Genomic DNA, 12,889 nt, shown 5'->3' on the forward strand with positions numbered 1-12,889 from the left:
GGCCTGGTGTGCGGACGTAAAGCGAAGCAGTCCGGACACCCCCACCCGCGGAGGCCCGTCACCGCACCCCAACAGCCCCGCGCAGCGGACCCCGCCCGCCGCAGGCGCAACGCCGGGACAGCCAAAAACGTGGGGCCGAGGCAAAGCGCAGCGGAACGGCGGGAAAGACAAAAACGTGGGAAAAACGGGCTACGCGTCGAGCCCAATCGCAAAGGCGGCCTCAAGGTCATGCTGGCTATACGTGCGGAACGCAATATGCGTTTCCGTGGCGGCGACGCCGGGGATCTTGCTGATGCGGCCGGGGATGACGTCCGCGAGGTCGTCATGGGCGGCGACCCGGACCATCGCGATCAGGTCGTGGGCGCCGGTGACCGAGTAGACCTCGCTGACCCCGTCCAGTGCGGCGATCTTCTCGGCGATCTCCGGGATCTGGTCCACGTTGGTCTTGATGAGCACGATCGACGTGATCACGGCTGGCTCTCTTCCTCGGTCGCCCGGTCGTTCGCCCTGGTGGCCCCCACACTATCCCTCCCGTAGCGGGCCCATGCGTAGAGGAAGCCGAGGGCGAAGCCGATGACATGGGCGAGGTAGGCGACGCCCGGTCCGCGGGGGTCATCCTGTGCGGCCTGCCACTGCAGGGCGAACCAGAAGAGCAGCACGATCCAGGCGGGAAAGCGCAGCGGCAGGAAGAACAGGAACGGGAAGAGGCTGGTGACCCGGGCCGTGGGGAACAGGTAGAGGAAGGCGCCCAGTACGCCGGAGATCGAGCCGGAGGCGCCCACCAGCGTCTGGCCCGAGTCGGCGTGCGCAGCCGCGTAGCCGAGCAGCGCCAGGTAGCCGATGATGAGGTAGAAGGCGGTGAACGGCAGCCGGCCCATGCGCGCCTCGGCCATCGCGCCGAAGACGTACAGGAACAGCATGTTGCCGAGCAGGTGCAGCCAGCTGCCGTGCACGAACAACGCGGTGAGCGGGGTGATCAGCGCCCGTACCGAGCCGCCCCACAGATCCAGCGGGATCACGCCCCACCGCTCGTAATAGGCGGTCTGGGCCTTCAGCAGGGCGTCGCCGGCGCCGTATATCCGGTTCAGGCCGGATGCGGGGCCGAGTACGAAGACCGCACAGCACAGGCCGATCAGCACATTCGTCATCCGCGAGAACACCGCGGTCAGGGACCGGGTGGGGTGCGGACGGCGGGGGAGGAGACCGGACGAGCGGGGAGAACGGGGAGTGGGGGCCGGCGCCGTCATGAAGTGATCATGGCTCAATGCGGGCAATCGGGACAGAGTGCCTCGCCGTGTCCCGGCGCCTGGGCGGGCCCGCACCGGCCCCCTGTCAGGCCGTAGGGTTACAGGCAGTACTTTGCGTACTTCCGCAGTCCGACGGCGCACCGCGTGAACCGCGCAGCAGCACATGACGATGAGCACGAAAGAGGACGACACGATGGCTGTTCCCCTGCCGACGGCCGGAACCCGGTGGCGCTGCACCCTGTGCGGCAACCTCACGCGTTTCGACGTGACCCGCCAGTCCAAGGTGGTGGAGTACGTCCACCTGGACCTGGCCGGGGAGCCGAAGGTTGAGGAGCGCGAGGTCCTCAGTGAGAGCATCGAGTCCGTGCGCTGCCGCTGGTGCAACGCGGTCGACCAGATCGAGCTGGTGGACCGTCCGGGCGCGAACGCCTGAGATCGGAGCGATGCAGCCGTGGTGGACCGTCCAGAAGGGGAGCCGGGGGCCCAGCGTGACGACGCACCCGAGGGTGCGGCGGACGAAGTGCTCGACCGACCGCTGCCCGAGGGCGTACGGCGCCGTGTCGTGGCGCTCACCGCGGAGTCGTTCGGCGCGCTGACGGTCGCCGAACTCCCGCCCCCGCTGCGGCAGTACGCCCGGTTCACCCCGACTCGTCGGGCCAAATTCGCCGGAAACGCGATGGCCGCGGCGCTGGAGAGCGACGCGGTCTTCCGGCAGCGGATCGCGGGCAAGCTGCGCGAGGGGCAGCCGGAGCTCGCCGCGGCGCTGGAGCACGGCACCCCGCCGGCGGCCGCCGATCCGCTCGATGTCGCGGCGGCGGCCTATGTGCTGCGCCCCGAAGGCTGGGTCAAGCTCGTCGCGGCGGCCGGCGAGGAGGCCCAGCGGGCGCGCGCCGAGCGGGCCGGTGAGGAGGCCGAGCAGGAGCTGGCCCGGCTGCGCGAGGAGCTGGCGCAGGCGCGCGGTGAGGCCCGTACGGAGGCCGACCGGATCCGGGTGGACCTGGACGCCGTCCGCAAGGAGAACGAGTCGCTGCGGCGCAAGCTGCGCAGTGCGCTCAGCGACGTCAAGCGCGGTGAGGCCGCGGTCCGCAAGGCCGAGGCCGCGCTGGCGGAGGCGCGGGACCGGGCGGCCACGGAGAAGACCACCGGGGACAGCGAAGTGCGCCGGCTCAAGGGTCGGATCGCCGAGGCCGAGACGGCGCTGGAGACCAGCCGGCGGGCCGCCCGTGAAGGCCGCAGCGTCGAGGACATGCGGCTGCGGCTGCTGCTGGACACGGTCCTGGACGCGGCGCAGGGGCTGCGCCGCGAACTGGCCCTGCCGCCCGCGAACGTCCATCCGGCGGACACCGTCGAGGCGGTCGCGCCGGGGCGGATGACGCCGAAGGACATCGCGACCCGGGCGCTGTCGGAGATGGACCCGGCGCTGCTCGACCAGCTTCTCGCCCTGCCGCAGGCGCATTTGGTGGTGGATGGCTACAACGTCACCAAAACCGGCTATCCGACCATGCCGCTCGAAAAGCAGCGGCTGCGGCTGCTGGGCGGTCTCGCGGTGCTGGCGGCGCAGACCGGCGCCGAGATGACCTGTGTCTTCGACGGGGCGGAGCTGGCGGCGCCGGTGCTGCTCGCGCCGCCGCGCGGGGTCCGGGTCCTGTTCAGTAAACCGGGCGTAACGGCCGATGAGTTGATTCGTCAGCTGGTAAGGGCCGAACCGCCCGGCCGTCCGGTCGTCGTGGTCTCCACGGACCGGGAAGTGGCCGACGGTGTGGCGAAGGCCGGGGCGCGCCCGGTCGCATCGGCCTTGCTTCTCAAGAGACTTGCCCGGACCTGAAGAACTTTCCGCCGAAGGCGCTGGACGCGGAATTTCGCCGGCGTTCTGTATCTGAGCGTCAATTGGTGCTTACTGCCTGTGTGATGTTGGTAAAGCTTGGGGTTCGTGGCGCAGATTTTTCTTGTGAGGATTTGAAGCGATCACAGTGCGGTTACTAAGGTCAGGCCCGAACCTTCATGCAGATGATCATCCAACCGGGATGAACAGTGAAGGAACCGCCGAGTCCGCGGCGTTCACGCGGAGCCGGGGTCTCACCCCCCCACTTCCCGGTAGGCGGCTGGAGGAAGAAGGAGCTCGCCCCCGTGGCGTCCCACCGTCGACCCAAGCAGCCGAGCCGTACTCGCGTGACCGTGCTGACCGCCACCGCCGCGGCGGCCGTGGCTCTCTCGTCCCAGGCCGCCCAGGCCGACCCGCACCAGTCGAAGAAGGACGTCAAGTCCGAGGTCGACAAGCTCTACGGGGAGGCCGAGCAGGCCACCGAGAAGTACAACGGCGTCAAGGAGCAGCAGGAGAAGCTCCAGAAGGAGGTCGACGACCTCCAGGACAAGGTCGCCCGTGGTCAGGGTGAGCTCAACCAGCTCCGCAAGGGCCTCGGCGCGGTCGCCTCCGGCCAGTACCGCAGTGGCAGCATCGACCCCTCGGTCCAGCTGTTCCTCTCCGGCGACCCGGACTCCTACCTCGAAAAGGCGGCCACGCTCGACCAGTTGAGTGGCAAGCAGGCCGACCAGCTGAAGACCATCGCGGACAAGCAGCGCCGGCTCGCCCAGGAGCGCGCGGAGGCCGCGAGCAAGATCAAGGACCTCACCGAGACCCGTAAGGCGCTCGGTGACAAGAAGGACGAGATCAAGGGCAAGCTCGGCAAGGCGCAGGAGCTGCTCAACAAGATGACCGCCAAGGAGCGGGCGGCCATGCAGGCCGAGGAGAGCCGCGCCAACCGCAACAACTCGCGGGTCAGCCTCGGCGATGATGTGCCGGCTTCGGAGCGCGGTGCGGCCGCCCTGGCCGCCGCCCAGTCCAAGATAGGTTCGCCGTACGTCTGGGGCGCCACCGGCCCGTCGTCCTTCGACTGCTCGGGTCTGACCTCCTGGGCGTACCAGCAGGCCGGCGTGTCGCTGCCGCGCACCTCGCAGGAGCAGGCCAACGCCGGTACCCGGATCAGCTCGCAGAGCGCCCTCAAGCCCGGCGATCTGGTGCTCTTCTACAGCGACCTGCACCACATCGGCCTCTACGCGGGCAACGGTCAGGTCCTGCACGCACCGAAGCCGGGCGCCAACGTGCGCTACGAGTCGATCAACAACATGCCCTTCATGTTTGGCGTGCGGGTCTGAAAAGCCGCACCACCGCCTCAACCTGCCGCCCGAACGGGCGAATTGTGGCCTCGGCCGCTGATGTGCCGCCCCGCCGGTGACCTGCACAGTCACCGGTGGGGCGGCTTTTTGCGGACGATTTGGGGTTTTTGGCCGGTGTGCACCGGGGCCGTACTCTCTGCCCGCGCAGCATCCGGTTCACCGACCGCCCTCCCGGGGCGGCAGGGGCTTCCCCCGAGCTCTCGGCTGCGCTCGAGCAGGGGGGGACCCCATGGAAGGAGTGCGGCTCTCGTGGTGTCCCACCGCCGTACCTCGCAGCACGGCCAGACCACCCTCGCCGGGGTCACCGTTGTGTCGGCCGCCCTGGCGGCCGCAGCCGCCGCACTGTCGGCACCACCGGCCTCCGCCGACCCCGCGGGCCACCCGTCCACCGCCCGCAAGGCCGCGACCGCACGGGTCGACAGCCTCTACGCGCAGGCGGAGCGGGCCACCGAGAAGTACAACGGCGCGCAGGCCCGGACCAAGGAGCTGCGCCACGAGGTGACGGCCCTCCAGGACCGCACCGCCCGCGCCCAGGAGCGGGTCAACCGGTTGCGCGGCCGGCTGGGCGCGATGGCCGCCGCCCAGTACCGGTCGGGCGGGATGGACCCCACCGTGCGGCTGATGCTCTCGGAACGGCCCGACACCTACCTGGAGAAGGCCTCCGCACTCGACCGGCTCGGCAACCGGCAGGCCGATGAGCTGCACGGCCTCCAGGCGGCCCAGCGCTCCCTGGAGCAGCAGCGCAGGGAGACCGCCAGGAAGCTCACGGAGCTGGAGACCAGCCGCAAGGCCGTCGCCCGCCACAAGAAGGACGTCCAGCGCAGGCTGGCCACCGCGCGACGGCTGCTGAACGCGCTCCCCAAGGGCACCAGGGCGGCCTACGACCGGGCCTCCCGGAGCGATGGGCACCGCGAGGCGGTCCCGGACCTGGGCGGCGCCGTACCGGCCTCCGGGCGGGCCGCCGCGGCGGTCGCGGCGGTGCGCGCCGCGGTGGGCCGCCCGTACGCCTGGGGGAGCGGCGGCCCCTCGTCCTTCGACTGCTCCGGACTCACCCAATGGGCCTACGGCCGGGCCGGAGTCTCCCTCCCGCGTACCTCGCAGGCCCAGCGGGGCGCCGGCCGGCAGCTGCCGCTCAGCCAGGCGCAACCCGGTGACCTGGTCATCTACCGTTCGGACGCCAGTCATGTCGGCATGTACGTCGGCAACGGCCAAGTGGTCCACGCGCCGTACCCCGGCGCACGGGTCCGCTACGACCCCGTCGGGATGATGCCGATCTCGTCCGTCACCAGGCCCTGAGGCGGATCCCAGCGTTTTTGCCCCGCCCGGGCCGGATCTACGATCGTCCGCATGTCACACCAGTGGGCGGGACGACGGCCGTCGCGGGCCCGGGCGGCGGGCTGCGGCGCCCTGCTCCTCGCGCTGCTCGCCCCGCTGGCCGGCTGCGGGCCCGCGGGCTCCCCGTCGGCCCCGGCCCGCTTCCCCGACGTCCAGCGGATGCTCGACACCCGTGCACGGGCCGTCGAACAACGGGATGCGGCGGGCTTCCTCGCCTCCGTCGACCCGCGGGCCACCGGCTACCGCGACCGTCAGCGCGCGATGTTCGCCCACCTGAAGGGCGTACCGCTGGCCGACTGGCACTACGACCTCGACTCGACCGACGCCTTCCCGCTCCCGGCCGACGGTGACCGGACACGGCTGGCCGCGAAGGTGCGGCTGCGCTACCGCCTCAAGGGCTTCGACACCGCGCCGGTCCATGCCGTCCAGTACCTCACCCTGACCGAGCGCGACGGCCGCTGGCTGGTCTCCTCCGACACCGATGGCGCGGCGGCGGGCCGCAGCGGCACCCGCCAGCTGTGGGACCAGGGGCCGGTCCGGCTGGTCCGCGGCCGGTACAGCCTGGTGCTCGGCGGCACCGCGCAGCGGGCGCGGCTGAAGGATCTGGCACACCGGGTGGACCAGGCGGTGCCCGCGGTCTCCGCGGCCTGGAAGGGGAAGTGGTCGCAGAAGGTCGTGGTGGAGGCGCCGGACTCGGTCGAGCGGATGGCGCAGCTGATGGGCAGCGACGATCCGTCCGGCTATGCGGGGATCGCGGCGGTCACCACCGGGGAGGCGGGGGCCTCGACGACCGCGCCCGCGGACCGCGTGATCATCAACCCGGACGCGTACGAGGAGCTCAACGACCTGGGCCGCAGAGTGGTCCTCACCCACGAGACCGCCCATGTCGCCACCCGTACGGCCACCACGGCCGCCACCCCGCTGTGGCTCTCGGAGGGCTTCGCCGACTGGGCCGCCTACCGCGGCATCCGCCGCAAGGCCGCCCTCACCGCCCCCGAACTCACCCGCGCGGTCGCCACCGGCAAGCTCCCCGCCCGCCTGCCGACCGACGAGGACTTCGGCTTCAAGGCGGGCGCCGACCGGCTGGCGAAGGCCTACGAGGGCAGCTGGCTGGCCTGCCGGATGATCGCCGAGAAGTGGGGCGAGGCCAGGCTGATCGCCTTCTACCGGGCGGCGGGCAAGAGCGGGGTACGGCTCTCGTCGGGGAGCGTGGGAGCGCCGATGGAGGCGGCCACGGCGGGCTCCGCCGGCGCCCGTCCGGCCGGGCCGGCCGCCCGCGCCGGACAGCGGCCGAAGGCCCGCGCCGACCGGACGGACCGCGCCATGCGCACCCAACTGGGCGTCGGGATGGCGGAGTTCACCCGGCAGTGGCGGGCGTATGTGCGGAAACAGCTGGCGCGGTGAAGGCGGGGGCCGGGCTCACGGCGACGGTGGCGCCCCGCCCGTCCGCGGCTGCGGGGCGGTGCCGGTGAGCTCCGGGGCAGCGGCGGCGGTCCCGGCGGCCGCACGGCGTGCGCGCACCACGCGGACCGGCCCGGTCCGCCCGGGCCCGTCGCCGCGCGTCGAGACCCACAGCCGGCGGCAGGCCAGCACCGATGCGGCGACCAGCAGCCCGTTGCGCACGACCAGCAGCGCGACGCCCCACGGGTCGCTCGCGACGACCTGCGCGAACCCGATCGGGAACTCCAGCAGCGTGACCCCGGTGGCGAGCAGGACCAGCACCACCGGCAGCGTCTGCCGGCCGGCACGTACGGTCACACACACCGCGCCGAGCCCCACCAGCCAGAGCATGTACTGCGGGCTGATCACCCGGCTGGTGGTGGTGAACAGCAGCGTGGCGGTGAAGGCGGCCTCGCACAGCGTCGCGGGGCGCAGCTCCCGGACCCGCACCCGCCACAGGAACAGCCAGCCCACGGCGGCCAGGCTCAGGGTGACCGCCACGGTGCTGACGAACGGGACACCCGGGCCGAGGAACTCCAGTGAGCCGTAGTTCAGCAGCACCTGTCCGTCCCACCCGTACTGGCGGGCGACATGGAAGACCAGCGCCCCCAGCGACTCGACCTCCGTACCGCGGTCGCGCTGGAAGGTGAGGAAGGCCAGCGCGCCCGGTGCCAAGGCCACGAAGAGCAGCATCAGCCCGGCCGCGGTGCCCGCCGCGCTCCACCACAGGGCGCGGGCCCGGCGGCCGCGCAGCGCCGCCCCGGTCAGCAGCAGCGCCGGCCAGACCTTCAGCAGCGCCCCGAAGGCGATCAGCGCCCCCGCCACCCGCGGCCGCCGGACGGCCGCGAACAGCGCGGTGACGGCGACGGCGGTGACCATCAGGTCGTAGCGGGCGTAGGCCGTCGGGCCCAGCAGCGCCACCCCCGCGATCCACACCCAGGCGCCGGCCGGCCGGTGGTCGGCGCGCCGGCCGGCCCGCAGGAAGAGCGCCAGCATCGCCGCGTCCGTGACCAGGACCAGGGTGAAGAACGCCGCGGTGTAGTCCAGGAACGGCAGCAGACCGGGGGAGAGGATGGCCAGCGCGGCGGCCGGCGGGTACTGCCAGGTCACATCGTTCAGCGGGAAGGTGCCGGTCTGCAGGACGTGGAACCAGCCCTGGTAGATCACCGAGACATCGGTGGTGACATCCGGCCCCGGCAGCACCAGCACTCTCAGGACGCACAGCAGGACCACGGCCCGGGTCACGGCCCAGACCGCGACCGGGAGCCACACCCCGCGCGCTCTGCTGATGCTGGTCATCGTCACCTCATCGCTCTCGGCCGCTGCCCGTCGGCGCCGCTCGCGGCCCTCGACCCGGCGCCCTGCTCACTGCTCCCCGTGCGTACCGCCGCTACCCGCTCGTGCTGCCTGCATGATGCCGGTAGCGGCTGTCACGACCGTAGAGGAGGTACGGGCGTGGCGGGGTGGGCGGCCGACCGCCGGGCACTGACCGGTACTGTCGGGCCACAACCGCCGAGTCCGACCGTCGAGAGACCATCGTGCACAAGACCTTGATCGTCACGAACGACTTCCCGCCCCGGCCGGGCGGCATCCAGGCCTTCCTGCACAGCATGGCGCTGCGCCTGGACCCCACCCAGGTCGTCGTCTACGCCTCGACCTGGAAGCGCAGCGCCGAGGGTCTCGCGGCCACCGCCGCCTTCGACGCCGAGCAGCCGTTCCCGGTGATCCGGGACCGTACGACGATGCTGCTGCCCACCCCGAGGGTGACCCGGCGGGCCACCGGCCTCCTGCGCGAACACGGTTGCTCCTCTGTGTGGTTCGGGGCGGCGGCGCCGCTCGGGCTGATGGCGCCCGCGCTCCGTGCGGCCGGGGCGCGCCGCATCGTGGCGACCACACACGGCCATGAGGCGGGCTGGGCGCAGCTGCCGGCCGCCCGCCGGCTGCTGCGCCGGATCGGTACGGGGACGGACACCCTCACCTACCTCGGCGAGTACACCCGCTCGCGGATCGCCGGTGCGCTCACCCCGGAGGCCGCCGCGCGGATGGTGCAACTCCCGCCGGGCGTCGACGAGAAGACCTTCCACCCCGGCTCGGGCGGCGACGCCGTACGGGAGCGGCTCGGGCTCACCGGCCGTCCGGTGGTGGTGTGTGTCTCACGGCTGGTCCCGCGCAAGGGCCAGGACACCCTCATCGAGGCGATGCCGGCCATCCGGTCCGCGGTGCCCGATGCCGTGCTGCTGGTCGTCGGCGGCGGCCCGTACGAGAAGGATCTGCACGCGCTGGCCCAGGAGAAGGGCGTCGCGGACGCGGTGCGCTTCACCGGCGCGGTCCCGTGGGAGGAGCTGCCGGCCCACTACGGCGCCGGCGATGTCTTCGCGATGCCGTGCCGCACCCGCCGCGGCGGGCTCGACGTCGAGGGCCTCGGCATCGTCTACCTGGAGGCCTCCGCCACCGGCCTGCCCGTGGTGGCGGGCGACTCCGGCGGCGCCCCTGACGCCGTCCTGGAGGGCGAGACCGGCTGGGTCGTCCCCGGCGGGTCCCCGGCCCCCATCGCCGACCGCATCATCACCCTGCTCCGGGACCCCGCGCTGCGCCGCTCGATGGGCGAACGCGGCCGCGCCTGGGTGGAGGAGAAGTGGCGCTGGGACCTGCTGGCGGAACGGCTGAAGGAACTGCTGTAGGAACTGCTGTAGGAACTGCTGTAGGGCGCCGCCCGCGGTCGGGGCCCACGGTTGGGGCCCGCGGTCGGGGCCCACGGAAAATCCGCCGCCGTGGCGCGCGGCCACGACGGCGGATTCCGGCAGTACCCAGGGGGCTCCGGCCCAGCGGGGGCCGGACGCCCCTACGCGCGGTAGAGCGCCTCGATGTCCTCTGCGAAGTCCTTCGCCACCACGTTCCGCTTGAGCTTCAGCGACGGCGTGACATGGCCCGACTCCTCGGTGAACTGGGTCGGCAGGATGCGGAACTTGCGTACCGACTCGGCCTTGGAGACCGCCGCGTTACCGTCGTCGACCGCACGCTGGACCGCGGCCAGCAGGTCCGGGTCCTCGGCGAGCTGAGCGGGTGTCACCCCGGCCGGGTGGCCGTGCTCCTGGGCCCAGCGGGGCAGGAACTCCTCGTCGAGGGTGACCAGTGCGCCGATGAACGGCCGGCCGTCGCCGACGACCATGCACTCGGCGATCAGGGCGTGCGCCCGGATACGGTCCTCGATCACGGCGGGGGCGACGTTCTTGCCGCCCGCGGTGACGAGAATCTCCTTCTTGCGGCCGGTGATGGCGAGGTAGCCGTCCTCGTCGAGAGTGCCGAGGTCGCCGGTGTGGAACCAGCCGTCGGACAGCGCCTCCTTGGTGGCCGACGGGTTGTTCCAGTACTCGGTGAACAGGTGCTCGCCGTGCAGCAGCACCTCGCCGTCGTCGGCGATCCGGACGACCGAGCCGGGCAGCGGCTGGCCCACGGTGCCGATCTTCTGCCGGTCCCAGGGGTTGAAGGCGGTGGCCGCACAGGACTCCGTCAGGCCGTAGCCCTCCAGGACGGTGAAGCCGATGCCGCGGTAGAAGTGGCCGAGGCGTTCGCCGAGCGGCGCGCCGCCGGAGATGGCGTGAGTGGCGCGGCCGCCGAGGACGGCGCGCAGCCTGCCGTAGACCAGCCGGTCGAAGACCTTGTACTTCAGCTTCAGCCCGAAGGCCGGGCCCGCCGGGGTGTCCAGCGCGCGGCTGTAGGCGATCGCGACGTCAGCCGCCTTGTCGAAGATCTTGCCCTTGCCGTCGGCCTGCGCCGCGGCCCGCGCCGAGTTGTAGACCTTCTCGAAGACCCGGGGCACGCCCAGGACCAGCTTCGGCCGGAAGGAGGCGAGGTCGTCGGTGAGGTTCTTGATGTCGGGGGCGTGGCCCAGCTTGATGGGCGCCATCACCGCGGCGACCTGCACCAGCCGGCCGAAGACATGCGCGATCGGGAGGAAGAGGAGCACCGAGGACTCGCCGGTACGGAACAGCGGGCGCAGCCGCTCGACGATGTTGCCGCACTCGGCGAAGAAGCTGCGGTGGCTGAGCACACAGCCCTTGGGGCGGCCGGTGGTGCCGGAGGTGTAGACGATGGTGGCGGGCGAGTCCGCGTCGGCGAGCGCGCTGCGCGCCTCCACCTCGTCGTCGGAGATCCCGTCGCCCGCGGCCTGCAGCCGGGCGAGCGCGTCCCGTTCGATCTGCCAGATGTGCGCCAGCTCCGGCAGCCGGTCGCGGACCGACTCGACGGTCGCCTCGTGGGTGGGGGACTCCACCAGGCAGGCCACCGCGCCGGAGTCGCCGAGGATCCACTGGATCTGCTCGGCGGAACTGGTCTCGTACACGGGGACGGTGATGGCGCCGGCGCTCCAGATGGCGAAGTCCAGCAGCGTCCACTCGTAACGGGTACGCGACATCAGACCGACCCGGTCGCCGGGCCGGACCCCGGAGGCGATCAGGCCTTTGGCGGCGGCGCGGACCTCGGCGAGGAAGGTGGCGGCGGTGACGTCCTGCCACTCTCCGTTCACCTTGCGTCCCATGACGGCAACATCCGGGTGCTGCGCGGCATTTCGGCGGATGAGATCCGTCAGATTGCCGTCCGCGGGGACCTCGTACAGGGCCGGAAGGCTGAACTCGCGCAAGACTGCTGCTCCTCAAAAGCGCCGGCGCCACGACGCTGTGTGTACACCGGCGGCGGTCCACGATCATGCAGGGGGGATTGGACTGCCCGGACGTTACCCATCGGTATCGCTTTTGGGATAGGGGGGAACGACCAGATGTTCGATGCGTCACACGCTGCGGGACACGCCATGGGGACTGACCCGCGCAGACTAGACCAATGGGTAGGTGACCCGAAAGTAACGCCCGCTCCGGGGCCCCCTCCCGGCGCCCGCGCGAGCGATCTAGGGTGACGCCATGCGTGTGCATGTGGTCAGTGACGTACACGGCAACAGCCGGGACCTCGCGGCGGCCGGAGCCGGTGCCGATGCCCTGGTATGCCTCGGTGACCTGGTCCTCTTCCTCGACTATGCCGACCACTCGCGCGGCATCTTCCCCGACCTCTTCGGCGTCGCGAACGCCGACGCACTGGTCGAACTGCGCACCGCCCGCCGCTTCGAGGAGGCCCGCGCACTGGGCCGCCGGCTGTGGGGCGAACTGGACCGTACGGGCGTGAGCCGGGAGTCGGTCATCGAGGGCGCCGTCCGCCGGCAGTACGCCGAACTCTTCGCGGCCTTCCCGACTCCCACGTACGCCACCTACGGCAACGTCGACATACCGCGCCTGTGGCCCGAGTACGCCGCACCCGGCACCACCGTCCTGGACGGCCAGCGAGCGGAGATCGGCGGCCGGGTCTTCGGGTTCGTCGGCGGCGGCCTGACCACCCCCATGCGCACGCCCTATGAGATCAGCGACGAGGAGTACGCCGCCAAGATCGAGGCGGTCGGCGAGGTGGACGTGCTGTGCACCCATATCCCGCCCGACGTCCCCGAGCTTTGCTACGACACCGTCGCCCGCCGCTTCGAACGCGGCAGCGCGGCCCTGCTGCACGCCATCCGCACCACCCGGCCGCGCTACGCCCTCTTCGGCCATGTGCACCAGCCGCTCGTCCGCCGGATGCGGATCGATGGCACGGAATGCGTCAATGTCGGCCACTTCAACGCGACCGGGACGCCCTATGTCCTGGAGTGGTGAGGC

11 protein-coding genes are annotated in these 12,889 nt (G+C 71.9%); 7 read left to right on the plus strand and 4 right to left on the minus strand.

Features of this window, described 5'->3' with window-relative positions; translation table 11 throughout:
- Nucleotides 1-189 precede the first annotated feature (189 nt).
- Together AB0C46_RS39070 and AB0C46_RS39075 are read right to left on the minus strand one after the other, a co-directional pair.
- On the minus strand, nucleotides 190-471 hold the full coding sequence (locus AB0C46_RS39070) for an Lrp/AsnC ligand binding domain-containing protein (protein WP_362833877.1): 282 nt from the start codon (nucleotides 469-471) through the stop codon (nucleotides 190-192).
- The gene (locus AB0C46_RS39075) at nucleotides 468-1,148 is read right to left on the minus strand and encodes a rhomboid family intramembrane serine protease (RefSeq protein ID WP_362833903.1); all 681 of its coding nucleotides are present in this window, start codon (nucleotides 1,146-1,148) and stop codon (nucleotides 468-470) included. Before AB0C46_RS39075 ends, AB0C46_RS39070 begins: the two co-directional genes overlap by 4 nt.
- Before the next feature lie 292 nt (nucleotides 1,149-1,440).
- Between AB0C46_RS39075 and AB0C46_RS39080 the strand changes: the two genes are divergently transcribed.
- The 5 genes from AB0C46_RS39080 to AB0C46_RS39100 all read left to right on the plus strand — a co-directional run bounded on the left by AB0C46_RS39080 (nucleotide 1,441) and on the right by AB0C46_RS39100 (nucleotide 7,160).
- The gene (locus tag AB0C46_RS39080; protein WP_362833904.1) at nucleotides 1,441-1,680 is read left to right on the plus strand and encodes a hypothetical protein; all 240 of its coding nucleotides are present in this window, start codon (nucleotides 1,441-1,443) and stop codon (nucleotides 1,678-1,680) included.
- Between the two features lie 18 nt (nucleotides 1,681-1,698).
- Entirely contained in the window at nucleotides 1,699-3,072 is a 1,374-nt protein-coding gene (locus AB0C46_RS39085) for an NYN domain-containing protein (RefSeq protein ID WP_362833878.1), read from the plus strand.
- 302 nt (nucleotides 3,073-3,374) lie between these two features.
- Nucleotides 3,375-4,400 (plus strand): NlpC/P60 family protein, encoded by a 1,026-nt coding sequence (locus AB0C46_RS39090; protein WP_362833879.1) that lies wholly within the window; start codon nucleotides 3,375-3,377, stop codon nucleotides 4,398-4,400.
- A gap of 270 nt (nucleotides 4,401-4,670) precedes the next feature.
- Nucleotides 4,671-5,717 (plus strand): NlpC/P60 family protein, encoded by a 1,047-nt coding sequence (locus tag AB0C46_RS39095; protein WP_362833880.1) that lies wholly within the window; start codon nucleotides 4,671-4,673, stop codon nucleotides 5,715-5,717.
- A gap of 51 nt (nucleotides 5,718-5,768) precedes the next feature.
- Nucleotides 5,769-7,160: a hypothetical protein gene (locus tag AB0C46_RS39100; protein ID WP_362833881.1), complete on the plus strand. Its 1,392-nt coding sequence runs from the start codon at nucleotides 5,769-5,771 to the stop codon at nucleotides 7,158-7,160.
- 15 nt (nucleotides 7,161-7,175) lie between these two features.
- Here AB0C46_RS39100 and AB0C46_RS39105 read toward each other — a convergent pair whose 3' ends face one another.
- Nucleotides 7,176-8,495: a glycosyltransferase family 87 protein gene (locus AB0C46_RS39105; RefSeq protein WP_362833882.1), complete on the minus strand. Its 1,320-nt coding sequence runs from the start codon at nucleotides 8,493-8,495 to the stop codon at nucleotides 7,176-7,178.
- Between the two features lie 239 nt (nucleotides 8,496-8,734).
- Between AB0C46_RS39105 and AB0C46_RS39110 the strand changes: the two genes are divergently transcribed.
- On the plus strand, nucleotides 8,735-9,877 hold the full coding sequence (locus AB0C46_RS39110; protein WP_362833883.1) for a glycosyltransferase family 4 protein: 1,143 nt from the start codon (nucleotides 8,735-8,737) through the stop codon (nucleotides 9,875-9,877).
- 161 nt (nucleotides 9,878-10,038) lie between these two features.
- Here AB0C46_RS39110 and AB0C46_RS39115 read toward each other — a convergent pair whose 3' ends face one another.
- A complete protein-coding gene (locus AB0C46_RS39115) occupies nucleotides 10,039-11,835 on the minus strand; it encodes an AMP-dependent synthetase/ligase (protein ID WP_362833884.1) in 1,797 nt (598 codons plus the stop codon).
- A 274-nt stretch (nucleotides 11,836-12,109) separates the two neighbouring features.
- On the opposite strand from AB0C46_RS39115, the gene AB0C46_RS39120 reads away from it, so the two are divergent.
- Nucleotides 12,110-12,886, plus strand: a complete 777-nt coding sequence (locus AB0C46_RS39120; protein ID WP_362833885.1) for a metallophosphoesterase — start codon at nucleotides 12,110-12,112, stop codon at nucleotides 12,884-12,886.
- Nucleotides 12,887-12,889: the final 3 nt, after the last annotated feature.

Source organism: Streptomyces sp. NPDC048637, assembly GCF_040650675.1.
In the GTDB taxonomy this organism is placed as follows: domain Bacteria; phylum Actinomycetota; class Actinomycetes; order Streptomycetales; family Streptomycetaceae; genus Streptomyces.

Coding starts and splice junctions, on each gene's coding strand:
- AB0C46_RS39075 (WP_362833903.1), bottom strand. CDS start 1,148: ATGACGAATGTGCTGATCGGCCTGTGCTGTGCGGTCTTCGTACTCGGC.
- AB0C46_RS39080 (WP_362833904.1), top strand. CDS start 1,441: ATGGCTGTTCCCCTGCCGACGGCCGGAACCCGGTGGCGCTGCACCCTG.
- AB0C46_RS39100 (WP_362833881.1), top strand. CDS start 5,769: ATGTCACACCAGTGGGCGGGACGACGGCCGTCGCGGGCCCGGGCGGCG.
- AB0C46_RS39105 (WP_362833882.1), bottom strand. CDS start 8,495: ATGACCAGCATCAGCAGAGCGCGCGGGGTGTGGCTCCCGGTCGCGGTC.
- AB0C46_RS39120 (WP_362833885.1), top strand. CDS start 12,110: ATGCGTGTGCATGTGGTCAGTGACGTACACGGCAACAGCCGGGACCTC.